21 protein-coding genes and 1 rRNA gene are annotated in these 21026 nt (G+C 43.2%); 4 read left to right on the top strand and 18 right to left on the bottom strand.

Annotated features, from left to right (window positions below; translation table 11 throughout):
• Nucleotides 1-12: 12 nt before the first annotated feature.
• Together rrf and AC0KVP_RS16650 are read left to right on the top strand one after the other, a co-directional pair.
• A 5S ribosomal RNA gene (gene rrf, locus AC0KVP_RS16655) occupies nt 13-127 on the top strand.
• A 587-nt stretch (nt 128-714) separates the two neighbouring features.
• The gene (locus AC0KVP_RS16650; RefSeq protein ID WP_473338049.1) at nt 715-1872 is read left to right on the top strand and encodes a PQQ-dependent sugar dehydrogenase; all 1158 of its coding nucleotides are present in this window, start codon (nt 715-717) and stop codon (nt 1870-1872) included.
• A 34-nt stretch (nt 1873-1906) separates the two neighbouring features.
• Here AC0KVP_RS16650 and AC0KVP_RS16645 read toward each other — a convergent pair whose 3' ends face one another.
• From AC0KVP_RS16645 to ribF, 7 genes are all read right to left on the bottom strand, one after another.
• Nucleotides 1907-2152 (bottom strand): hypothetical protein, encoded by a 246-nt coding sequence (locus AC0KVP_RS16645; protein ID WP_473338047.1) that lies wholly within the window; start codon nt 2150-2152, stop codon nt 1907-1909.
• Between the two features lie 315 nt (nt 2153-2467).
• Nucleotides 2468-2941: a hypothetical protein gene (locus tag AC0KVP_RS16640; protein ID WP_473338045.1), complete on the bottom strand. Its 474-nt coding sequence runs from the start codon at nt 2939-2941 to the stop codon at nt 2468-2470.
• 643 nt (nt 2942-3584) lie between these two features.
• Nucleotides 3585-4127 (bottom strand): NADPH-dependent FMN reductase, encoded by a 543-nt coding sequence (locus AC0KVP_RS16635; RefSeq protein ID WP_473338042.1) that lies wholly within the window; start codon nt 4125-4127, stop codon nt 3585-3587.
• Between the two features lie 155 nt (nt 4128-4282).
• On the bottom strand, nt 4283-4765 hold the full coding sequence (locus AC0KVP_RS16630) for an FKBP-type peptidyl-prolyl cis-trans isomerase (RefSeq protein ID WP_004684162.1): 483 nt from the start codon (nt 4763-4765) through the stop codon (nt 4283-4285).
• Nucleotides 4758-5297, bottom strand: a complete 540-nt coding sequence (gene lspA / locus AC0KVP_RS16625; RefSeq protein WP_178904546.1) for a signal peptidase II — start codon at nt 5295-5297, stop codon at nt 4758-4760. Before lspA ends, AC0KVP_RS16630 begins: the two co-directional genes overlap by 8 nt.
• Nucleotides 5290-8133, bottom strand: a complete 2844-nt coding sequence (ileS, locus tag AC0KVP_RS16620) for an isoleucine--tRNA ligase (protein ID WP_473338039.1) — start codon at nt 8131-8133, stop codon at nt 5290-5292. Before ileS ends, lspA begins: the two co-directional genes overlap by 8 nt.
• Nucleotides 8134-8197: 64 nt before the next feature.
• Nucleotides 8198-9199, bottom strand: coding sequence for a bifunctional riboflavin kinase/FAD synthetase (ribF, locus tag AC0KVP_RS16615; RefSeq protein ID WP_473338037.1), 1002 nt, complete (start codon nt 9197-9199; stop codon nt 8198-8200).
• Nucleotides 9200-9405: 206 nt separating this feature from the next.
• Between ribF and AC0KVP_RS16610 the strand changes: the two genes are divergently transcribed.
• Together AC0KVP_RS16610 and AC0KVP_RS16605 are read left to right on the top strand one after the other, a co-directional pair.
• The gene (locus tag AC0KVP_RS16610) at nt 9406-10542 is read left to right on the top strand and encodes a TDT family transporter (protein ID WP_473338035.1); all 1137 of its coding nucleotides are present in this window, start codon (nt 9406-9408) and stop codon (nt 10540-10542) included.
• A gap of 132 nt (nt 10543-10674) precedes the next feature.
• Nucleotides 10675-11235: a phosphorylase family protein gene (locus AC0KVP_RS16605; RefSeq protein WP_004684171.1), complete on the top strand. Its 561-nt coding sequence runs from the start codon at nt 10675-10677 to the stop codon at nt 11233-11235.
• Between the two features lie 60 nt (nt 11236-11295).
• Here AC0KVP_RS16605 and AC0KVP_RS16600 read toward each other — a convergent pair whose 3' ends face one another.
• The 11 genes from AC0KVP_RS16600 to AC0KVP_RS16550 all read right to left on the bottom strand — a co-directional run bounded on the left by AC0KVP_RS16600 (nt 11296) and on the right by AC0KVP_RS16550 (nt 20910).
• Nucleotides 11296-11934: a TetR/AcrR family transcriptional regulator gene (locus AC0KVP_RS16600; RefSeq protein WP_004684172.1), complete on the bottom strand. Its 639-nt coding sequence runs from the start codon at nt 11932-11934 to the stop codon at nt 11296-11298.
• Between the two features lie 358 nt (nt 11935-12292).
• Nucleotides 12293-13093, bottom strand: a complete 801-nt coding sequence (locus AC0KVP_RS16595) for an ABC transporter ATP-binding protein (protein WP_004684173.1) — start codon at nt 13091-13093, stop codon at nt 12293-12295.
• 10 nt (nt 13094-13103) lie between these two features.
• Nucleotides 13104-13919 (bottom strand): aliphatic sulfonate ABC transporter permease SsuC, encoded by an 816-nt coding sequence (ssuC, locus tag AC0KVP_RS16590; protein WP_063454421.1) that lies wholly within the window; start codon nt 13917-13919, stop codon nt 13104-13106.
• A complete protein-coding gene (gene ssuD, locus AC0KVP_RS16585) occupies nt 13919-15094 on the bottom strand; it encodes an FMNH2-dependent alkanesulfonate monooxygenase (protein ID WP_473338033.1) in 1176 nt (391 codons plus the stop codon). Before ssuD ends, ssuC begins: the two co-directional genes overlap by 1 nt.
• A gap of 26 nt (nt 15095-15120) precedes the next feature.
• Complete coding sequence (locus AC0KVP_RS16580; protein WP_473338032.1) at nt 15121-16116, bottom strand: aliphatic sulfonate ABC transporter substrate-binding protein; 996 nt, start codon at nt 16114-16116, stop codon at nt 15121-15123.
• A gap of 10 nt (nt 16117-16126) precedes the next feature.
• Entirely contained in the window at nt 16127-17092 is a 966-nt protein-coding gene (locus AC0KVP_RS16575) for a sulfonate ABC transporter substrate-binding protein (protein WP_473338030.1), read from the bottom strand.
• A 331-nt stretch (nt 17093-17423) separates the two neighbouring features.
• Nucleotides 17424-18776, bottom strand: coding sequence for an amino-acid N-acetyltransferase (gene argA, locus AC0KVP_RS16570; RefSeq protein WP_224467879.1), 1353 nt, complete (start codon nt 18774-18776; stop codon nt 17424-17426).
• A gap of 124 nt (nt 18777-18900) precedes the next feature.
• Nucleotides 18901-19257 (bottom strand): RcnB family protein, encoded by a 357-nt coding sequence (locus tag AC0KVP_RS16565; protein ID WP_058952456.1) that lies wholly within the window; start codon nt 19255-19257, stop codon nt 18901-18903.
• A gap of 297 nt (nt 19258-19554) precedes the next feature.
• Nucleotides 19555-19938 carry an RcnB family protein gene (locus AC0KVP_RS16560; RefSeq protein WP_004684183.1) on the bottom strand — a complete coding sequence of 128 codons (384 nt, stop codon included), beginning with the start codon at nt 19936-19938 and terminating at the stop codon, nt 19555-19557.
• A 246-nt stretch (nt 19939-20184) separates the two neighbouring features.
• Nucleotides 20185-20340, bottom strand: coding sequence for a hypothetical protein (locus AC0KVP_RS16555; protein WP_279690488.1), 156 nt, complete (start codon nt 20338-20340; stop codon nt 20185-20187).
• 150 nt (nt 20341-20490) lie between these two features.
• The gene (locus AC0KVP_RS16550; protein ID WP_473340581.1) at nt 20491-20910 is read right to left on the bottom strand and encodes a hypothetical protein; all 420 of its coding nucleotides are present in this window, start codon (nt 20908-20910) and stop codon (nt 20491-20493) included.
• Between the last annotated feature and the right edge of the window lie 116 nt (nt 20911-21026).

The raw sequence follows: 21026 nt of genomic DNA, 5'->3' as shown, positions 1-21026 counted from the left end.
ATAAACAGTTGTGCTGGCGACAATAGCAAGAGTGAACCACCTGATCCCTTCCCGAACTCAGAAGTGAAACCTCTTAGCGCTGATGGTAGTGTGGAGTTATCCATGTGAGAGTAAGTCATCGCCAGCTCATTAATTCAAATCCCCCTAACTCAAATGAGATAGGGGGATTTTTTTATGCACGGAAGATTAAAAATATTAGATAAAACATAGCCTTTAAAATTTAATAGATTTAGTTTTTCACTTGAATTTGATGGTTTCTTCTTCAGTAAAAGAAATTTTAACTAACAATATGAATGCATTTTGAGCAATTGGGCAGCTATTTCATCTATATCCGTTGGAAAAGAATGGCTATAGTTAACTCGTGATCATGCAAAATATGCCAAAACAGGTTTTGATTTAGATTTTAATGTGCTCAATAAAAAAGAACCCCCGACATCTTGTCGAGGTTTCTTTGTATTTCAGTGCTTAGATACAACTCCTGTCATATCTCACATCCTAATGCTCAAACTGATTGTTGTTGTTTTAAGTTTGGGAAATGTCCTGTCTCCTGATGTATTTAATATATGCGGTAAGCTGTTTTAAGGCTAGTGGTCACTTTCCTCAGTATTTGTAAGCTTTGACTTACACAGATTCATCTTGTTACCAAAGTGGATAACGTTGTACTTATGATTTCTCTACAATGAATGGTAATCGTGCGTTTGAATGGATAAGGCAATGCTGAGCAAAAAAGCGTTTTGTTTGTTGATGACAGTGAGTGCATTTTTTGGATTAATGGCATGTCATGCACAAAGACCAGCGGAGTCAGCAGCACAGGAACAACAGGACGGTTCTGCTTCTTTAGGCACATCTATGCAGCTAAAGCGTATCGCTGAATTTAATGAGCCATGGGCATTAGCGGTATTGCCCGATGGGCGATTATTAATTACAGAAAGATCGGGACAGTTGATTTTATTTAATCCTATAGATCAGACAAAGACTCTCATTAGGAATATACCTAAAGTGGCTTATGGTGGCCAAGGCGGGTTAGGTGATATTGTTTTACATCCTGAGTTTGCACAAAACCATCAAATTTATCTTAGTTATGCAGAAGCAGGGCAAGGTGGTTATGGTGCGGTTGTGATTTGTGCTGATTTGAATTTAGATCAGCTGCAGCCAAAATTAGATAACATTAAAACGATATGGAAACAAGCACCGAAGGTACGTGGACAGGGACACTATGCTCATCGGATATTATTTGATGGTGCAGGGAAATTATGGATTAGTTCGGGAGAACGGCAAAAGTTTGATCCCGCACAAGAGTTAACATCGAACCTTGGAAAAATGATTCGCTTGAATGATGATGGTTCGGTTGCTTCAGATAATCCATTTCAGATGCAAGGGGATGTCTCAAAACAAATATGGAGTTTGGGGCATCGTAATCCTTTAGGCATGGCTTTGGATGCCAAAAAACAACTTTGGGTGGTGGAGATGGGCCCCAAAGGTGGCGATGAGCTCAATTTAATTCAAAAGGCTAAAAACTATGGTTATCCAATCGTTTCGAATGGTGATCATTATAGTGGTTTGAATATCCCTGACCACGCCACGCGGTCTGAGTTTGAAGCGCCAAAATTAGACTGGACACCTGTCATTTCTCCATCGAGTTTGATTTTTTATACGGGACAGATGTTTCCAAAGTGGCAGGATAAAGCCATCATTGGTGGGCTTTCATCTAAAGCGTTAATTATTGTTGACACCACAGCACAGCCAGTAAAAGAAATCCAACGGATAGATATGAAAGAACGTATCCGTGGTTTACAACAAGCGAAAGATGGCAGTATTTGGGTGATTGAGGATGGGAAACATGCTGATTTAATTCAGCTGCTTTCACATTAATCACCCAAACAGAGTGTTGCTAGGAAAGACGGTTTTAAAGCGCAGCATGTTGATCGGCATTGAAGACATTGGCTTGGATCTGCATGAGTTTTCGTTGTCCTTGTTTGCCATTCATCCGCCAATGGGCAATTTTAATATTATCGATCAAGGCGACATCCCCTTTTTGCCACTGGAGCAAGAGTACATCGTGATATAAGGCTTCAAATAAGTGTTGTTTTTCCTGATCGGTCCATTCAATTTTTTCACCTTCATGGGTGAAAAGTTCCCATGACAGTTGCATGCAGTTAGCCGTGGGGTCTGGTAGAAGTCTACCTCTATGCTTAAAGCTTTTTTGTGCAGCTTGGTGGGCAAAAGCGTTGGTATTGTTTGCAAAAGCCCACGGCTGGATCATCAACTTTTGCGTGCTCGGGTGTATGACAACGAAAGGTGAGCGTTTTAAGGTAAGTTTGCTTTCTTTATTTGGTTGTTTGTTGAAACGAAAGGGCCTTTTGTTTAATAGCAAGCGATCAAATAGATTGAGTTTACGTGTTGAAATATAAGAAAAATGGTTCCATGCACCTAAGTATTTTTGTTGTAAGCTGACTGGAAAATAGGTTCAAATTTTTTCGAGGTTATTAAACCCTGTTTCGAGCACATGGTTCGCGGGTTCTTGGTAAAACATGGCAATATAACGCGAGCGAGTCGAATGTAGGCCACCTTCGACATGTGGACCTTGAATTGAGTTTTCAACAGAGCCTAATTGCACCGTATTGTGGTTGAGATAAGGTCTATCATTACCTGCACGATTTTCGCTATATTTACGAATGAAAGAGGCAAACCAACCTGATTTTTTAGGCGTAAATGTATGCCAAGGTTCAAGCTGAAAATGATGTTCGATCAACTCATGAAATTCATAGTGACGTTGTAATTTAAAGCCGCGAAATAATAAGATGCCGTACTGATGCAACTCTTGCATAAGTTCTGTGCGATGGACTCTAACGTAAGCGGTTAGAGCATCTACATCTGTATATTCGGGATCAGCGACATAAATTTTGCAATAATCATTTAAAAGTGTGGTGTTTAGTTGCATGTGAATGGTCTCTATTTTTGTTTTTTTAATTCATTGTATTGGACTGAAGTCTTTTGGCTGAAGCAGCAGATGTTCAGTAGGCGAGAGTATAAAGTGTAGTTCGAGCAGCAGATGTAATATTTCGTTGTGCAGAAAAACATACTGACAAATGGTGAAAGTCTTAATATTTGATGGATCTATTTTATGGATTAGCGCTTAAATATGTACGATGGATGGAAGTGATGTTTTTTAAATTTCCTATGTTTTTATATATTTGTTTTATATCATTATTTTATAAAATTTAAGTTGGGATAGTCATCCTGACAGACCAATTTGATTTGTATTCACGAGCTTCTTCTAAAGTATTGAAGCATATAAGAGGTTCGTTAATATCTGATCTAGATTTGGGCTTTTAGAGAAATATTGAGCTAAAAATCAATACAATTAAAAAGCCCCCGACATCCTGTCGAGGGCTTTTTAAATTCTTTCAAGCGGTATAACTCCTGTCCTACCGATCAGCATCCTGCTGTGTATGTTGTTATTTTTGTTTTTCATCTGAGACATCCTGTCTCGTATGATTTAACTATAGCGTCGATGCTGTTTATTGAAAAGCCGACAAATACTCAAGTTACTGTAAGCAATAGCGTACAGAAGAATCTCATGCTTATGCACTGACATATTTAATAAGTTTATCAATTGCTGCTTTTAAATTTTTCTCATCAAAAGGATTTGGTTCAAAATCTGCGGTTTTATTGCGTGAAAAAATATCTCGAATTTCAATCACCGCATTGGTATCAACCAGGCCGAGCTGAGTACCGACTTGGCGAATTTGGTCGATGGAGCGTGAGCCATTGGTACCACCATAACTGATATAGGCCGCAGGCTTACCTTGCCATTCTTTGCCTAAGTAATCTAAGGCATTTTTAAGTGCAGGGCTATAACCATGATTGTATTCGGGGCTAATGAAAATAAAGGCATCGCCTTGCGCAATGTGGTCAGCCCATGCTTGTTGTTTGGGTTGATCATAAATCCCTGTCATTGGGGGATTTGCACCTGAAAAAATCGGTAAATCCCACTCTTTTAAGTCGACCAATTCGAGTTGGACCGTATTGAGCCCAAGTTGTTCAAAGCCTTTTTGTACCCATCGTGCAACTTTAATGGCTGTCCGACCTTCGCGCACACTGCCTATAATGACCTGAATTTTCATCAAAAACCCTTGGGAAAATAAATGTGATTACGCTACGGTAGTATGAAAATTAGGCTTTGCATAGATTGAATATGTATCTGATTGACCAATGTTTGAGGCATTAAAAAAGCCCCCGAAGGGGCTTTGGCTGACACACAGACAGTCGATCTGTGGCTTTACATAATTTTGATGCCTTGTTGGCCAGCAGGCGTCACTTTGAAGATTTCAACTTCAAAAGTAATATCTTTACCTGCCAATGGATGGTTAAAGTCGACTTCGGTGATGTCATCACCTACAGTTTTCACTACGCCATACAGGCTTTGTTTGGCTTTGTCTTCAAATTCAATCATGTGCCCTTCAATAGGACGCTGTTCAAACTTGACCGTATCAAACTGTTGTACGTTTTCAGGGTTCCACGGGCCAAAAGCATCTTCTGGTGGTAGGCTCACTGTACGACGGTCGCCAGCACGTAAACCGAACAGGGCTTTTTCAAAACCAGGCAGTAAGCTGCCATCACCCATTACAAGGCTTACAGGCTCTTCACGGCTACGTGTGTTATCAATTTCTACGCCATTTTCAATGCACACAGAAAAATGTAACTCTACTTTTGAACCTTCGCTTACGCGAGTTTCTTCATTGGGATTAATAAAATCAGTCATGGTTTACTTTGGCACGTTGGATACGGTTTTTTTCGAGAAAAAAGGTATCGATCAACAAAAGGATCGTTCCTAGCGTAATCGCACTATCTGCAATATTAAACGCAGGGAAGTGGCTGTTTTGATAGTACACATGAATAAAATCAACCACGTAGCCTAATGTTACACGGTCAATTAAATTCCCTATAGCACCACCTAAAATTAGGGCAATCGCGATGGGCAGCACTTTTACGGTTTTGGGCATACGCATCAGCCAAAACAGGAAAATGACAGATACAATACCTGCAAGAGAGGTAAAGAAATAACGTTGCCAGCCGCCCGCATCGGACAAGAAACTAAAGGCTGCGCCATAGTTATGCAATAAGGTCCAATTTAAAAAGGGCAGGACTGGTACTGGATCTGCATAATTCAGATGGGTACTGGCAATCCATTTGGTCCATTGATCTAAGACAATCGCTAGAATAGCCAAACCTACCCACACTAAATTGTGCGGATAGAATTGGAATAAGCCCTTTTTATGTTGTGGGTTAGGCATACTTTCTCTCTTCGCCTTGGCCTGTAGGAAGGTTGATAATACAACGACCACATAGACCTGGATGTGTAACATGTGTATTCACATCTGGCAGAACATGCCAGCAGCGTACACATTTTTCACCATCAGCCGCCGAGACTTGAACATTCAGACCTGCCAGATCAGAGGCTTCACCCTGAGTTGCATCGAATGCATTGACCAAGACTTGTGAAGTGATCATAACAAAACGAAGTTCATCATCTAAACGATCCAGTACGTCCTTGAGTTCTGCATCTGCCCACAGTTCAACTTTGGCAGAGAGATTTGAACCCACGATTTTCGCGGTACGCGCAGTTTCGATGAACTTGTTCACCGCAGACTTCACTGCAATCAGGGTTTGCCAATCGGCTTCAGACAACAAGTTTGCTTTTGAAGCCACAGGAATGTCATACCATTCCGCAGTGAACACATATTTCTCAGTTTGTTCTGGAATGAGTGGCCATGCTTCTTGAGCGGTAAAGCTTAAGATTGGTGACATCCAACGTACAAAGGCTTGCACTAAATGATACAGCGCAGTTTGAGCTGAATGGCGCGCTTGTGAATCGGCTTTGGTGGTGTATTGACGGTCTTTGATGATGTCGAGGTAGAAACCACCCAAGTCATTGATACAGAAGTTGGTCAGTGCATTTGCCACGATATGGAAGTTCATATCTTCATAGGCTTGCTGAATAGTTTTCTGTACGTCCGCTGCACGTTGCAAGACGTATTGATCAAGTGCGATCAATTGATCTACAGGCAGTGCATCCGTCGATGGTTTGAAACCATTGAGGTTTGCCAATAAGAAACGTAAGGTATTACGAATACGGCGGTAGCCATCTGATGCACGGTTAAAGATTTCTTTACCAGCAGTCATTTCATAACGGTAATCGGCCGATGCAATCCAAAAACGTAAGCCGTCTGCACCCATATCTTTAATGATGTCTTGTGGGGTGATGATGTTGCCCAAAGATTTTGACATCTTACGGCCTTTTTCATCCACCACGAAGCCATGAGTCAGTAAGCCTTTGTACGGTGCACGTTCATTGATGGCAATTGAGGTGAGCAATGAAGACTGGAACCAACCACGGTGTTGGTCTGAACCTTCAAGGTATAAATCAGCAGGATCGGTGAGTTCTTCGCGTTCACGCAACACGGCATAGTGCGTTGTGCCTGAGTCGAACCACACGTCTAAAGTGTCACGAACACAGTTGTACTGTTCTGCTTCATCACCAATAAAGTCTTTGGCTTCGCGGTTATACCAAGCGTCAATCCCTTCTTGTTCGATCAACTTCGCGACTTCTTCGATCAACTCTGCTGTGCGCGGATGGAGTTCGTTGGTGTCTTTATGCACGAAGAATGGGATTGGCACACCCCAAGTACGTTGACGTGAAATACACCAGTCCGGACGACCTTCAATCATGGCTTGAATACGGTTTTTACCCCAATCAGGCACAAAGCTGATCTCGTTTTCAATCGCATTTAACGCATTTTGACGCAGACCTTGTGCATCCATGCTGATAAACCACTGTGGGGTCGCACGGAAGATAATCGGTGTTTTATGGCGCCAGCAGTGTGGGTAGCTGTGTTTGATCGGTTGATGTGCCCATAAGCGACCGACGGCACCCAAAGCTTCAATGATTTTTGGATTGGCTTTGTAGATGTGCTCGCCTGCAAAAATCGGTGAAGTTGGTAAATACACACCATTACCGCCCACTGGGTTTTCAACTTTTAAGTTGTACTGTAAGCCAACTTTATAGTCGTCCACACCATGGCCCGGTGCCGTATGTACCGCCCCTGTACCGCTGGTTGCAATCACGTGTTCACCTAAAATCACAGGCACTTGGCGATCGGTCAGTAACGGGTGTTGTAATAATAGGTTTTCGATTGCTGAGCCGTTAAAATCAGCTAGAACCACAGGGTTTTCAAGCTTATAACGCTCAACTGCTGATTCAACCAAGTCTTTGGCTAAAATAAAGTTTTGCACGCCACGGTCGGTGCTAACTTGAACAAGTTGATAGTCAATTTCAGCATGGACGGCAACCGCTTGGTTTGCAGGCAAAGTCCAAGGCGTGGTGGTCCAAATTACGATATCTGTTGCAGCGTCTACGTTGAGATTTAAACGTGCGCTTAAGTCTTTTAAGTCGACAACCGTAAAGCCAACGTCAATCGCGTCAGATTTTTTATCTTCATATTCCACTTCGGCTTCAGCCAAAGCTGAACCACAGTCTAAACACCAATTCACAGGTTTAAGACCTGGTTCGATATGGCCTGCTTTTGCAATCGCGCCAACAGAGCGCACAATGTCCGCTTCCTGCTTGAAGTTCATGGTCAGGTAAGGATTGTCCCAGTCACCAAACACGCCCATACGTACAAAGTCTTTCTTTTGCAGTTCAACTTGGGTGTAAGCATATTCACGGCAGGCTTTACGGAAAGTAGAAGCATCCACCTTCACACCCACTTTACCGACTTTCTCTTCTACTTTCAGTTCAATCGGAAGGCCGTGACAATCCCAACCCGGTACATAAGGGGCATCGAAGCCGTCGAGAATACGACTTTTAATAATGATATCTTTTAAAACTTTATTGACCGCATGACCCAAGTGAATTTGGCCATTTGCATAAGGAGGGCCGTCATGCAGGACATATTTTTTCTTGCCAATACGCGACGCACGAATCTGCTGATAAATGTTGTCGGCATACCACTCTTCTAACCATTTTGCTTCACGCACCGCAAGGTTTGCTTTCATGGCAAATTCGGTACCTGGGAGGTTGAGTGTGGCTTTATAATCCACTGCATTTTCAGTAGTTTGCTTATCGCTCATGCAAGATGTCTTCCAATTTAATCAGCGGCTCGGCTGACGCGTTTTACATAAAATTGATTGGTATTTAAAAGGGAAATGTGGGGGTGTTTTGGCGGAACTCAAGCAGTTTCACCACATCATCATCAATTCCCGCTTTTAGTGCTTCCAGCGAAGGGTAGTTCTTTTCACCATGTAAATAGTTTAAGAAAGTGACCCGCATTAACAAGCCATACAGATTAGCAGAAACATCAGGGAAATGTACTTCTAATCGCCATTCTGGCTGTGCTTGTTGAATGGCTGGACGTGTTCCGACATGACCCGCACCAAAAAGCGCTGAATGGTCATATCCTGCAACCCCTAATCGATCAGGGTGGTCTGCTTTCACTTTGTCGCGTAAAGACGTGGTTTCACACATCACATCTACACCATAAATGCCGTTTAAACAGGGTTTATGTCGGTTTAAACGTACATTAATGGTTGGAAAATCAAGGGTTCGGCCAATTTGGTCGCCATATTGTACGCGACCTGTAATGCTATAAGGGCGCCCTAATAACTGAGCAGCCAGCGCCAAGTCCCCTGCGGCCAGTGTTTGGCGAATCCGAGTTGAACTGACGCGTTCACCTTCTGAGAGGATGGTTTCTAGATTGCGGACTTGAAAACCATAGTTTTCTAGAAATTCACTGTTGCCTTGGCGGTTTTTACCAAAGTGAAAGTCATCGCCTAAAACCAAACTTTGGGCATTGAGTTTTTCTTTTAAAATATCGGCAAATTGTTCTGCACTTAAACTTCGGAAGCTGTTGTCAAATTTCGCGACCGCAATATAGTCCACACCCAGCTCAGTTAAATATTCGACTTTCTCACGCAATGATGAAATACGCGGTGGAGCATCATAACCTTTAAAGAATTCAAGTGGTTGAGGCTCAAAAATCATCACCACTGTTTTTAGATTTTGTTGTTTTGCAACGGCTTTGAGCTGATGAATCATGGCTTGATGACCCAAATGCACCCCGTCAAAATTACCGATGGTGACAGCGGTTTTTTCTAATTGGGTATGTGAAGGCAAAGCATTTAGACGGAGCAGCTTCATGGGCAAATCAAGTGCTTGGAATTAAGAACGGCTTATATATTGCCATATTCTTGGGCATTCGTCTTGTGGTTGTTTTTTGACAACGCAAAATTTAGCGCAAAGCATACTTATATCAATTTTATTGATTTATTTAATATAAATTAATCAATTTTTCTTATTTATGAATTTGATTAGTATAAATGTAGATTTTAAATGAGGCCGAACTCATGCAAAAACCATTTACACAACTTGGACAGCGCCACAATATCATTCGTCAGTTCACCCCCAACTGGTTCACTGTCAGTATGGGAACAGGTGTTGTGGCGTTAATTGTATCAGAGTTTCCGATATTAAAGGCACTCACATGGCAACTCGGCACAGGGCTGTGGTATTTCAATATTTTACTGTTTGTACTTTTTAGTGTGCTATATGGATTACGTTGGGCATTTTATCCGCACGAAGCCAAACAGATTTTTCAACATCCAAGTATGAGCCTATTTTTAGGGACGATCCCGATGGCGCTGGCCACCATCCTCAATGGCTTTTTAAAGTATGGTCAGCCTATTTATGGCGACACAGCTGTACAGATTGCGCAAACGCTCTGGTATGCAGATGTAGTCTTGGCGCTCTTGGTGGCGTGGGCAGTTCCTTTTGCCATGTATCGGCATCAGGAGCATGCTTTACAGCAGATGACTGCGGTGTGGTTGTTGCCGATCGTGGCCTGTGAAGTTGCCGCTAGCAGTGGTGGTTTATTGCTGGGGCATTTGGCAACTGATACTCATGCAGTTGCGATTCTATTGGGCAGTTATGTGTTGTGGGGTGTTTCAGTATTACCCGCCTTTGCTATTTTAACGATTTTAATGTTGCGTTTGGTCTTACATAAACTGCCTGAAAAAGAGTTGGCGGTCAGCAGTTGGTTGGCTTTGGGTCCGATAGGCACTGCTGCTTTGGCGTTATTGGTTCTGGGGAATCAGGCACCGACGCTGATGGCAAGTTTGGGCTTAGCACAACTGGGGCAGTTATTTCAGCAGGCGGGGATTTTGGCCAGTTTAATTCTGCTGGGTTTTGGCCTGTGGTGGTTGGGGATTGCGGTACTGACGACTTTGCACCATGCCAAACAGGACTTGCCGTTTAATTTGGGCTGGTGGGGACTGACCTTCCCATTGGGCGTATATACACTGGCAATCTTAACCTTAGCCCAGCAACTCAATTTGGCCTTCCTGTATGCCGTTGGCTATGCTTTTGCAGCCATACTGATGTTGTTATGGAGTTTGGTCGCAACCAAGACGGCACAGGGTTTTTATCAAGGTCATTTGTTCTTTTCACCGTGCTTAAAAACCTATTTAGAACAGCAGTATAAATGAGCTCTGAAATCCTTTCAGTTTAAAGTGCCACCTGATCTTATGTAGGTTGTTTGAGCAGAGACCAGAGGCGCTTTTCTTTCGGATCAATTTGTTTTCTAATGGCACGCATGAAGTCTGTTAATTGAGTATTTTATGTCGGATGTCGCATTGATCATGGCTTTGCCGAATGAGTCTAAAGGATTGTTTGAGCAGGCAGGGATTGAAGTTCACTACAGCGGTATTGGTAAAGTCAACGCGGCCTATAAAGCATTTGAAGTCATTCAAAAAACAGGCTGTAAAACCCTGATTAATTTAGGTACAGCAGGCAGTACGTATTTTGATAAGCACGAATTGGTTGAAGTCTCTCAATTTGTACAACGTGACATGGATGTCTCTCCACTCGGTTTCGCTGTCGGTTTTACCCCATTTGATACCATGCACCCTGCGGAAATTCATTTAGAACCGTTTTTCCAACAACTCCGCACTGGTATCTGCGGAACAGGGGATAGCTTTGAAACGGGTGAACCCAAAGTACCGTGTCATTTGGTTGATATGGAAGGATATGCGCTGGCAAAGGTCTGTAAAAAACAGGGTGTCCGTCTGATTTCGGTCAAATATATTTCAGATGGTGCCAACGACACCGCGCATTTGGACTGGGAAGACAATTTGTTATTGGGAGCTCAGAAATTATTAGCATTATTTGAAAGTATCTGAGGCTTTGATTCTGTCTTTTTCAATTCGGCGACCATAGAGTGCTATGGTCGTATGCCAAAATTACTCAGCTTTGAATAATTCAGACGGTGTTCGCGGGATCACGCCATACAGCATCATATGCACGGTATGTTGAATGACTCGTTGTTGCATACTGCGGTTACGTAGGGTTTTACCTGTTACCATTTCCATTTGCGTGGCAAAATCAGCATAGTTTTGTGTTAATGCCCAAATGTTGAGGATTAACAGCTCAGGGTCTATTTCAGTTGAAATTTTACCTTGCTCTTGCCAATTGCTAATGACTTTGGCTTTACGTTTGACCAACTTCTTTAAAGGCCCTTTGAGGATTTCCAAAATATGCGGAGCCCCTTGGATCACTTCTAACGCAAACAAGCGAGATGCTTTCGGTTGAGTCCGAGAAACCTCAATCTTTTGCAATAAGTAGTTGGTGATCGCTTCTTCCGGCTCTAAGTCAGCTTCTAACATCTGTAGTGGGGCTAACCATTTTTGTAAAACCGTCGTTAAAACTTCAACGTACAAAGCTTCTTTATTTTCATAGTAATAGAAAATATTCGATTTGTGCATTTCAGCAATCTGTGCGATTTCATCTAAGCTTGCTCCATTAAATCCATAGAGCGAGAAGACGTCTAGTGCAGCATTCAGCAGCTGGTGGCGTTTTTGAGTACTCTTTTTCTGTTCCATTCTCTAATTTAAAAAACAATAAAAAGGGGGAAGGACAAATTGTACGGCAAATCATCAGATTTGTGCACAAAGTGGAAATTTAATTTTTTGAATAATGATCATTTATTCTGTAGATTGGCTCTTAAATTGTGATAAATTCTAAAAGTTGTCCAATAAATATAATTATATAAAAACTATTTTGTCTAAACTATATGAAATGATTCAATGTGAAGTGGTATGTTTTGATAAAAATAACGTGAAATTTATTACATTATTTAAAATAAAGTACGCTTAAGTCATATGACAGTCTTCTGCTTTTTTTACTGAAATTCAGCATAAAAAATCCTTAGCACCCCAAGCTAAGGATTTTTTAGTCTACTTATGTGGCTAAAACTGCATTTAACACCTGCTGCTCAAGGGTATTGAACTGCATATCTTTGACGCGAGGGCGGGGCAGGTCGACTTGAAACTCTTTAGCAATATGGCCACGGTCTAGCAAAATAATCCGATCGGCCAGTTGAACGGCCTCACTGACATCATGTGTGACTAAAATGGCGGTAAAGCCTTGTTCCGTCCATAATTTTTCAATCAAATTCTGCATGTCTAAGCGGGTTAAGGCATCAAGTGCACCCAAAGGTTCATCGAGTAATAAAATCCGAGGTTTATGCGATAAAGCGCGTGCCAAAGCGGTCCGTTGACGCTGTCCCCCAGAGAGCTGCGAAGGCCAAAGTCCCGCTTTTTCTTTGAGTCCGACTTTTTCTAGCAAACCCGAGGCAGTGGCATGTTGTTGTTTCGGCAACCCCAGTTGTACGTTTTGTTCAATGGAGCGCCATGGCAGCAGTCGTGGATCTTGGAACATGACCCGTATATCGTCTGCGGTAATCCCTTCGCGGAGGTGTCGCGCGGACTTAAACTTAATTTCGCCGTAGCTTTGTTGTTCTAAGTTGGCAATCAGGCGCAGCAGGGTACTTTTACCACAACCACTGCGTCCGACAATGGCTAAAAACTCACCCGGCTGAATATGCAGATCTAAGTCTTCAAGGACTTTCACTGAACCATAAAACTTATGCAGTTGTTCGATAATAATTTCGGCCCCAAGCACTGCTTGAGGGTTAATGTCTTGATTGTGATTTGGCGGCGACGGAATATTGGCATGGCGACCAAGGCTTAAATCAGTCATCTCAGGCTCCTTATTTTTGGTATCCTGCATGCCAGCGCAGCAGGTATTTTTCTAATGTGACGGCCAGTACATCAGCCAATTTTCCAAGTAGGGCATACAGTAAAATCCCCACCAAAACGATGTCAGTCTGTAAAAATTCACGTGCATTCATAGTCATATAACCGATGCCGGCTTGGGCTGAAATGGTTTCGGCAACGATCAGCAGGACCCACACCAAACCCAGTGAAAAGCGCAGTCCGACTAAAATAGACGGCATCGCACCCGGTAAAATAATTTCTTTGTACAATTGCCAACGGGTCAAACCATAGCTTTTCCCCATTTCAATCAGTTGTGGATCTACCGAACGTATGCCGTGATAGGTGTTGATATAAATGGGAAAAAAGACCCCGACCGCAACCAAAAACAGCTTGGCGGTTTCATCAATCCCGAACCATAAGATCACCAACGGAATAAGTGCCAGTGCAGGAATATTTCGGATCATCTGTAGGGTGGTGTCGAGCAGGGTTGACGCCGTTTTCGATGAACCATTTAACAAACCCAGAAAGAGCCCTAAACCCCCACCCACCAATAGGCCGAGTAAGGCACGGCCTGCACTAACTTGCACATGCTTCCATAGTTCACCACTCAGTAGCAGGTGCCAAAAAGCAGTAACCACTGCCGTTGGTGCAGGTAAAATCCGACTTTCTAAAAGTCCTGTGCTGGAGGCAATTTGCCAAAGCACAATCAAGCCGATAGGAAAGAGCCAAGGCAGCAATAGCTGCCCTAACTGAGTTCCACGTGAAACCTTTTCCTGCTGGAGGGTTTGCACTGAAACGATTTTGGACATTAGGCAGGCTCCTGAATCACTTTTGTTTTTTTGTTTTCATCGGGTGTGTAGTTGTTTGCCACAATCTCACCAAAGGGGCCTGTTAAATTTGGTTGTGCTAACTTTGTTTGAGTTTCAAGCGGCAGGAGTGGGAACACCAACTCGGCAAAACGAATCGACTCTTCAAGATGTGGATAGCCTGAGAAAATAAAGGTGCTGATGCCCAAGTCAGCATATTCTTGAATACGGGCTGCAACCGTTTCAGGGTCACCGACCAATGCCGTACCTGCACCCCCACGAACCAAACCTACGCCTGCCCAAAGGTTTGGGGACACTTCAAGTTTGCTGCGGTCACCATTATGTAGTTCAGCCATGCGACGTTGACCGACCGAGTCCATGCTCTTAAATTTGGCCTGTGCCGCAGCAATGGTGGCATCATCGACATATTGAATGAGCTCTTCCGCCGCTTGCCATGCTTGCTCATTGGTTTCACGCACAATCACATGCAGACGTATGCCATAGTTGAGCGTACGGCCTTTGGCTTCGGCTTTGGCACGGACAGTGTCAATTTTGTCTTTAACAGCAGTAGGGGGTTCGCCCCATGTGAGATAAGTATCGACCTGATCAGTGGCTAATTCGATGGCATCATCCGATGAGCCGCCAAACCAAAGTGGAGGGTAGGGTTGTTGCACAGGTGGATATAGCAGTTTGGCATCATCTACGTTTAGGCGTTCGCCGTGAAAGGTAAAGCTTTCACCTGTATGGGAGCGGGTTAAAATCTCACGCCAAATTTTGACGTATTCATTGGCAGTTTTATAGCGAGTCGAGTGGTCTTCATAAACGCCATCGCCTTGCAGTTCTTTTTCATCGCCACCTGTCACCAAGTTCAATAAAACCCGACCATTCGAGAGACGGTCAAAGGTGGCTGCCATCCGTGCAGCCAATGCAGGCGTGGTCACGCCTGGACGTAGTGCAACTAGGAATTTTAATTTTTTTGTGGCATCAATCAGGCTGGCTGCGGTTAACCATGGGTCTTCACATGAACGACCTGTTGGAATCAGTACACCTTCATAACCCAAATTATCCACGGCAACCGCAATCTGTTTCATATAGGCATGGTCCACTTGACGAGCACCTTTACTGGTACCTAAGTAGCGACTGTCACCGTGAGTTGGGATAAACCAGAAAATTTTCATTTTTAAAAATCCTTAGATAGAGTCGTTTAAGGTTTGCTCGGTGCAACCCAAACGGTACTTTGAACTTGAATGTGTTTCGGAATGAGCTGGACTTGTTGGAACAAGTCCGCAATTTGTTGTTGTGCTTGCACTACTTCAGGCGTCAGGGTTTGAATCGGTGAAGGCTTCAGACGTTTGTCGATGACCCGTTGGGCAATAGAGGGCTGTAAACCCGTACTTTGGGTATAGACTGAAAGTGCCTGTGGTTGGTTTTTCAGTACCCATTGATCGGCCTGATTCAGCCCGTGAATGAACTGAGCCGTGGCCTCAGGGTAGGTCTGAATGAACTTGGGGTTACCAATATAAAAAGAATAGGTTTGCGGAAATGCTGTGCCATCAATCAAGACTTTGGCCTGTGCATCCTGCTCTGCTGCACTGAGGTAGGGTTCCCAAATGGCCCATGCATCGATGGACTGTTTATCAAACGCGGCACGTGCATCCGCAGGGGGCAGCCAAATTGGTTGAATGTCCTGCCAGCTGAGTCCTGCTTTTTGTAGAACTTTCGCCAGTAACTCATGCGCGCTTGAGCCGCGTTGTACCGCAATCCGCTTGCCTTTTAGGTCTTGAATTGAATCAATGGAACTATTTTTAGCAATCAACAGCGCTTGAGCATTGGCTGGAACTTGTTCATAACCGACATAACTGAGCTCTTTGTCAGCAGCTTGGGCAAAGATCGGTGGGGTATTGCCCACTGAGCCAAAATCAACTGCACCGACGGCCAAGGCTTCTAGCATTTGTGGGCCAGCGGGGAACTCTTTCCATTCAATTTTGGCTTGAGGAAATTGCTGCTCAAATAATTTTTGCTCACGTGCAACCAACAGGTTCAAAGACGACTTTTGGTAGCCAATCGACAGGGTTTTAACTGGAGCTGCTGCCTGCTTTTCAGAAGTATTTGTTACTGCCGTGTCTTGCTTTTGGCATGCCCCGAGTCCCAGACTCAAGGTGACGATACCAATACTGGAAACTGTTTTAAGTGTTTTCATGATGATCTCGTTATTTTTGTTTAATAATGGCTGCGTCAATATTCAGCTGGTTTGGAATCAGTTTTTGTTGATAGAAAGCATCCGCAACGTACTGCTGTTTTTTTGCGACTTCGGCTGAAATGGATTGAACGCCAAAGCCCATACGACCAATCGAGCTTTGTAAAATGTCTAAAGACAAGCCTGTCGGTTTTTCTAACAACTGGGCTGCTTGTTGTTGATTTTGTTCGACCCATTGTGTGGTGGTATTGAGTTCATTGACGACCGTTTTTAAGATTTCTGGATGCGCTTCGGCAAACTTACGATCGGCCAAATAGAACTGATGATTACTGACTAAGTTTTCTCCCGTAGCAATCACACGTGCTGAGATTTGGTGTTCAGCGGCAGCAAAGAAGGGATCCCAAATGACCCAAGCGTCAACTGCACCACGTTCAAATGCGGCACGTGCATCCGATGGTGGAAGATACACCGTTTCAATATCAGAAAGTTTCAGATTGTTCGCTTCTAACACTTTGAGTAGCAGGTAATGCACATTTGAACCTTTGTTGAGTGCAATCCGTTTGCCTTTTAAATCTTGAATGCTTTGAATCTTTGAGTCTTTTTGTACGATCAGTGCTTCTGCTTTAGGTGCAGCAGGTTGGTTGGCAATGTAAACCAAGTTCGAATTTGCAGCTTGTGCGAAAATTGGAGGCGCTTCACCTGCTTCACCAAAGACCACACTGCCGACATTTAAACCTTCGAGGAGCTGTGGACCTGCAGGAAACTCGACCCATTTGACTTGGACATTTTGTGCTTTAAGCACCGTTTCTAAAGTGCCACGCTCTTTGACGATGGGCAAAATGCCATATTTTTGAAAGCCAATATTCAGTGTGACGGTTTCAGCTTCTTTTTTCCCACATCCAGATAACATCATGGCACCCACGACCGCTGCAGAAAGAACGCTTGTTTTGATCCAGAACTGTGCTCGAGAAGTGCTCATGTGTTTCATAACTCCAAATAAATAAGGTGAGTGAGTTGGTGAACACATACGCTAATGGGCATTTCTTTTCAGAAAAAATAAGAAATCGGGCTTTAGACATGAAAAAAAAAGATAAAAACAAAAGTGCAAAACTTATGCAAAAAACAGCAATATAAAAAACATAAAATATAAAATTTATTGAGATTAACTGATTGATATTTATTATTTAAAAGGTATTTTTATTTCTGGAATAAGCTTAGTATTTAACGCAATATAGATTTGAGCGATTTTTGCGGTGTTTTTTAGATAAAGATATGAAAAATAAAGATATCCATAATCCTGCAAAAGCCACTTAAAGTGGCTTTTTAAAGACGAGTGAGTTGCGCTGATAGTTGTATAAGGCTTGGCGTGCATTGGGAAGTTCATCGACATTGGCTGTTTCAAAGCCATGTTCTAAGAACCAATGTGCAGTCCGTGTGGTCAGTACAAACAACTGTTGAATGCCCATACTGCGGGCTTTACCTTCGAGATAATGCAAAATTTGGCTGCCGCGATTAGATTTGCGATAGCCAGGATCGACTGCGACACAGGCAATTTCAGCGCTGCGGATTTCACCCTCTGCTGCTGGCAGTGGGTAGAGTGCGGCGCAGGCCAAGATCATGCCATCACGTTCAATCACCGCAAATTGGCCAATTTCGTTTTCGAGACGTTCACGTGAGCGATAAACCAAAATGCCTTCTTCTTCAAGTGGGCGTAATAGGTTAATCAGCCCGCCGACATCTTGAATGTTGGCCATACGGACTTCTTCATAATGGGCATCGGTAATCATAGTGCCCGAACCATCACGAGTGAAGAGCTCCTCAACCAAGGCACCATCATAAGCATAGGAAATTAGATGTACGCGATGTACGCCGTGCGTCGAGGCTTTTTTGGCACCGCGTAAATGTACCGCAATGTCTGGATTCGAATCTTGGTACTTCTCAATTTGTGCATCGAGCTTGTGTGGTGAAATTTCGCGTTGCAACTGCCCATGTTCATTGAGCAGACCATGTTGTTTGCCCAAGAAAATCAGTTTGTCTGCTTTAAGATGAATCGCCGTGCGGGTCGCTACTTCTTCTGCCAGTAGGTTGAACACTTCGCCTGTGGTGGAATAGCCAGTTGGCCCGAGCAGCACAATATTGTGATTATCCAAATGGCGTTGAATGGCGTCGGTATCGACCGTACGAACTTCGCCGGTTAACTGAAAATCGACCCCATCGCGAATGCCATAGGGCTTGGCTGTAACAAAATTCCCTGAAACCACATCAATGCGTGCGCCATACATCGGTGAGTTGGCCAGCCCCATTGAGAGTAAGGCTTCAATTTGCAAACGAATTGACCCCACCGCATTCATCACACAGCCCAACGATTCTCGGGTGGTGACGCGACGATACTGATGAAATGGCGTTTGTAGTTGGCTTTGTTTTAAGTTGTGGTTGATTTGCGGACGCGCTCCATGCACCAAGATCAGGCGAATCCCGAGTGAATGCAGCAGGGCAATGTCGTGAATAATATGTTGAAAGTTATCATGCTGAACGGCTTCACCATCGAACATAATCACAAAAGTTTTATTACGGTGAGCATTGATATAAGGCGCAGAATGTCGAAACCAATGCACATATTGCAAAGTTGTACTGTGATGTGTTTCGATCGAATTCGTTTGCATGCCTGTCTCAAAATGAACTACTTAGCATGATTTTAATCAAAAAATGCAGAAGAGGAAGTCTTAAATAGAAAAACACCTGAAGCAACGTTCAGGTGTTTCATCGGTTTTGCGCCACCAGCCAGAATTAACCGATAATACGCAGGATACGGTTATTGCGTTCATTGACTAAAACATAGTCACCATTGACCTTATACCACTGTTGATAGCGTCCAGTGTTGGGTAGGCGACGTGCTTCTCGGTCACTGACATGATAACGCGATGAGTCATAGCCGCGTGGCAAAGTTTGACCTGAGCGCCAGTCTCGGCTTGGGTTAACACGTTTGTTTTGGTAGCGGTTGTCATTGTCCCAACGGCGGTCATCGCGATGATCCCAACGCGAGTCATGATCATGCGAGCGGTCATAGTACTGTGGTGCTGCCATTGCAGATGTTGCCATGAGCGCGCCTAAAGAGAGTGTGATTGCAGTCAGAATTTTTTTCATTGCTTTCGTCCAGTATTTGTCTTGTTTCGATTATTCAAAATTAGCGAATAACTCTAGAGAAAGCGTGAGGGCTATTTAGGTGAATTGTGAAATGTATGAAGAGACTGAGGAGATTGTTGTTTTTCTGCAATGCTTGCAAACAAAAGCTTTGGCACATAAAAAAACCTGAAACAGCGCCTTCCATGCTGTGCCTGACTGCGGTCTCTTGAGGAATGTATGCAGTCACGCTAGTGCGGGTGAAAAGGTGTTGATTCAGGTTTCAATAATGTCGCTGCGTTATACAAGATGAAGCGCAGATTAAAGCCCCATAATCCGCAGAATATTGTTGCTGTCTGCATCGACTAAGATGTAGTCGTTATTGATTTTGTACCACTGCTGGTTTCGGTTTGGCTTTGGAAGATTATGGTCTTTATATTCGACTTTATAGCCGTTACCACGGTAATGCTGTGGCATGACATAACCTTGTTGCCATTTATGCTGTTGTAAACGTTTGACACCGCGCTCTTCGCGCATCCGTCGACGATCTTGCTGATCGTCATTACCTGAATCGCGAAAGTCACGTCCGCGTGGCTCATTGCCATAGCGTGGATGATCGTGGTCAAACTGAGGGGCAGCAGTACTGAGACTGCTTGCCATCAAAGCACTGAAAGAGATTGCCAATACTGTCAAAATCTTTTTCATGTTGAATCCTCATTAAGGTAATTTCATTCTTTCCTATAATGTACGAAAAAAATGCAGAGAAACTGTGAAGATGAATTGGGTATTTATTAACAAATGCAGAGATATTAAGAAGATTATGCCCAATTCTAAGCCTGAATTAAATCATCAATTGCGCCAAAGTCCAAAGCAAACAGTCTGTATCTTCTGATTTTTGACTCATTTTGAGGGCTCAGATTCCCCTTTGTCAAAGAACGCATAGTGCATTCTTTAATTCCATTGCTGCGCCAGATGTTGCAATGAACGGATTGAATGAACCACTGCTTCAGCTTGGCTGGCATCTTCCAAAGCACAAATCAGGCTTTCGGGGAGTTGTAAATGATGGATATCACGAATGGTGTCATGTTTACGTTGTAAATCAGCCATGCTGCATCCTTATTTTCAACTTTTGATGAATTAGGATGATAAATAGGAAATTTTAAGCTGAAAAACCGAATATTTTTATTAAAATAATTTAAAAATACGATCTAAAATATCGAGCTAGCCAAGCTGAGTTTTCAACTTGGCTGATTCGGCTTAATAAGCGTAGTTGAGGTCGGTATAATCACTCAATGACTTCTGCACATGCGCTTGGATAAATTCACGTACATCTGCTGTGGTCATCGGTTCACCATTTTTGCTGATGGCATGCTCAATGTCGGGCTGACCTTCAATTTTGATGCGATAAACAAAGCTTTTCTTGGCTTTGTATTGTTCATCATTCTTAGCAATGACCGTGACGTAGTGATAGCTATGTTCAAAGTTCAAGTCGGTATGGGCAAAAACAAACTGGTCGAAAAGTTTCAGTGTGTCGCCATTTTCCAGTGCTTGAAGTTCCTCCACAATACTGGCTTCAAACTTCATTCCATATTTTTCTGAAATCGGCTGTTGGTCAATCAACAGGCTAACCATACCATCTTCAGTGGGTTGTACAGTGATATTGCTCAAGTCCGTCATGGCATATGCTTCAAAAATGGAGTTGGGCATCAGTATCCGCAAAAATTGAAAAAAGACAACCTTTTCTGAACTTGAGATCATGTTATAGATGACTAAGCTTCAGTTTGATACATAAA

This window comes from Acinetobacter sp. DL27 (assembly GCF_055810995.1).
Note: the sequence above shows the minus strand (reverse complement) of the source record. Positions and strands in the feature narration are given on the sequence as shown.

What these genes read in the sequence shown, in the direction of transcription:
- AC0KVP_RS16650 (WP_473338049.1), top strand. Translation starts at nt 715, where the DNA reads ATGCTGAGCAAAAAAGCGTTTTGTTTGTTGATGACAGTGAGTGCATTT.
- AC0KVP_RS16645 (WP_473338047.1), bottom strand. Translation starts at nt 2,152, where the DNA reads ATGCAACTGTCATGGGAACTTTTCACCCATGAAGGTGAAAAAATTGAA.
- AC0KVP_RS16640 (WP_473338045.1), bottom strand. Translation starts at nt 2,941, where the DNA reads ATGCAACTAAACACCACACTTTTAAATGATTATTGCAAAATTTATGTC.
- AC0KVP_RS16635 (WP_473338042.1), bottom strand. Translation starts at nt 4,127, where the DNA reads ATGAAAATTCAGGTCATTATAGGCAGTGTGCGCGAAGGTCGGACAGCC.
- AC0KVP_RS16630 (WP_004684162.1), bottom strand. Translation starts at nt 4,765, where the DNA reads ATGACTGATTTTATTAATCCCAATGAAGAAACTCGCGTAAGCGAAGGT.
- lspA (WP_178904546.1), bottom strand. Translation starts at nt 5,297, where the DNA reads ATGCCTAACCCACAACATAAAAAGGGCTTATTCCAATTCTATCCGCAC.
- ileS (WP_473338039.1), bottom strand. Translation starts at nt 8,133, where the DNA reads ATGAGCGATAAGCAAACTACTGAAAATGCAGTGGATTATAAAGCCACA.
- ribF (WP_473338037.1), bottom strand. Translation starts at nt 9,199, where the DNA reads ATGAAGCTGCTCCGTCTAAATGCTTTGCCTTCACATACCCAATTAGAA.
- AC0KVP_RS16610 (WP_473338035.1), top strand. Translation starts at nt 9,406, where the DNA reads ATGCAAAAACCATTTACACAACTTGGACAGCGCCACAATATCATTCGT.
- AC0KVP_RS16605 (WP_004684171.1), top strand. Translation starts at nt 10,675, where the DNA reads ATGTCGGATGTCGCATTGATCATGGCTTTGCCGAATGAGTCTAAAGGA.
- AC0KVP_RS16600 (WP_004684172.1), bottom strand. Translation starts at nt 11,934, where the DNA reads ATGGAACAGAAAAAGAGTACTCAAAAACGCCACCAGCTGCTGAATGCT.
- AC0KVP_RS16595 (WP_004684173.1), bottom strand. Translation starts at nt 13,093, where the DNA reads ATGACTGATTTAAGCCTTGGTCGCCATGCCAATATTCCGTCGCCGCCA.
- ssuC (WP_063454421.1), bottom strand. Translation starts at nt 13,919, where the DNA reads ATGTCCAAAATCGTTTCAGTGCAAACCCTCCAGCAGGAAAAGGTTTCA.
- ssuD (WP_473338033.1), bottom strand. Translation starts at nt 15,094, where the DNA reads ATGAAAATTTTCTGGTTTATCCCAACTCACGGTGACAGTCGCTACTTA.
- AC0KVP_RS16580 (WP_473338032.1), bottom strand. Translation starts at nt 16,116, where the DNA reads ATGAAAACACTTAAAACAGTTTCCAGTATTGGTATCGTCACCTTGAGT.
- AC0KVP_RS16575 (WP_473338030.1), bottom strand. Translation starts at nt 17,092, where the DNA reads ATGAGCACTTCTCGAGCACAGTTCTGGATCAAAACAAGCGTTCTTTCT.
- argA (WP_224467879.1), bottom strand. Translation starts at nt 18,776, where the DNA reads ATGCAAACGAATTCGATCGAAACACATCACAGTACAACTTTGCAATAT.
- AC0KVP_RS16565 (WP_058952456.1), bottom strand. Translation starts at nt 19,257, where the DNA reads ATGAAAAAAATTCTGACTGCAATCACACTCTCTTTAGGCGCGCTCATG.
- AC0KVP_RS16560 (WP_004684183.1), bottom strand. Translation starts at nt 19,938, where the DNA reads ATGAAAAAGATTTTGACAGTATTGGCAATCTCTTTCAGTGCTTTGATG.
- AC0KVP_RS16555 (WP_279690488.1), bottom strand. Translation starts at nt 20,340, where the DNA reads ATGGCTGATTTACAACGTAAACATGACACCATTCGTGATATCCATCAT.
- AC0KVP_RS16550 (WP_473340581.1), bottom strand. Translation starts at nt 20,910, where the DNA reads ATGACGGACTTGAGCAATATCACTGTACAACCCACTGAAGATGGTATG.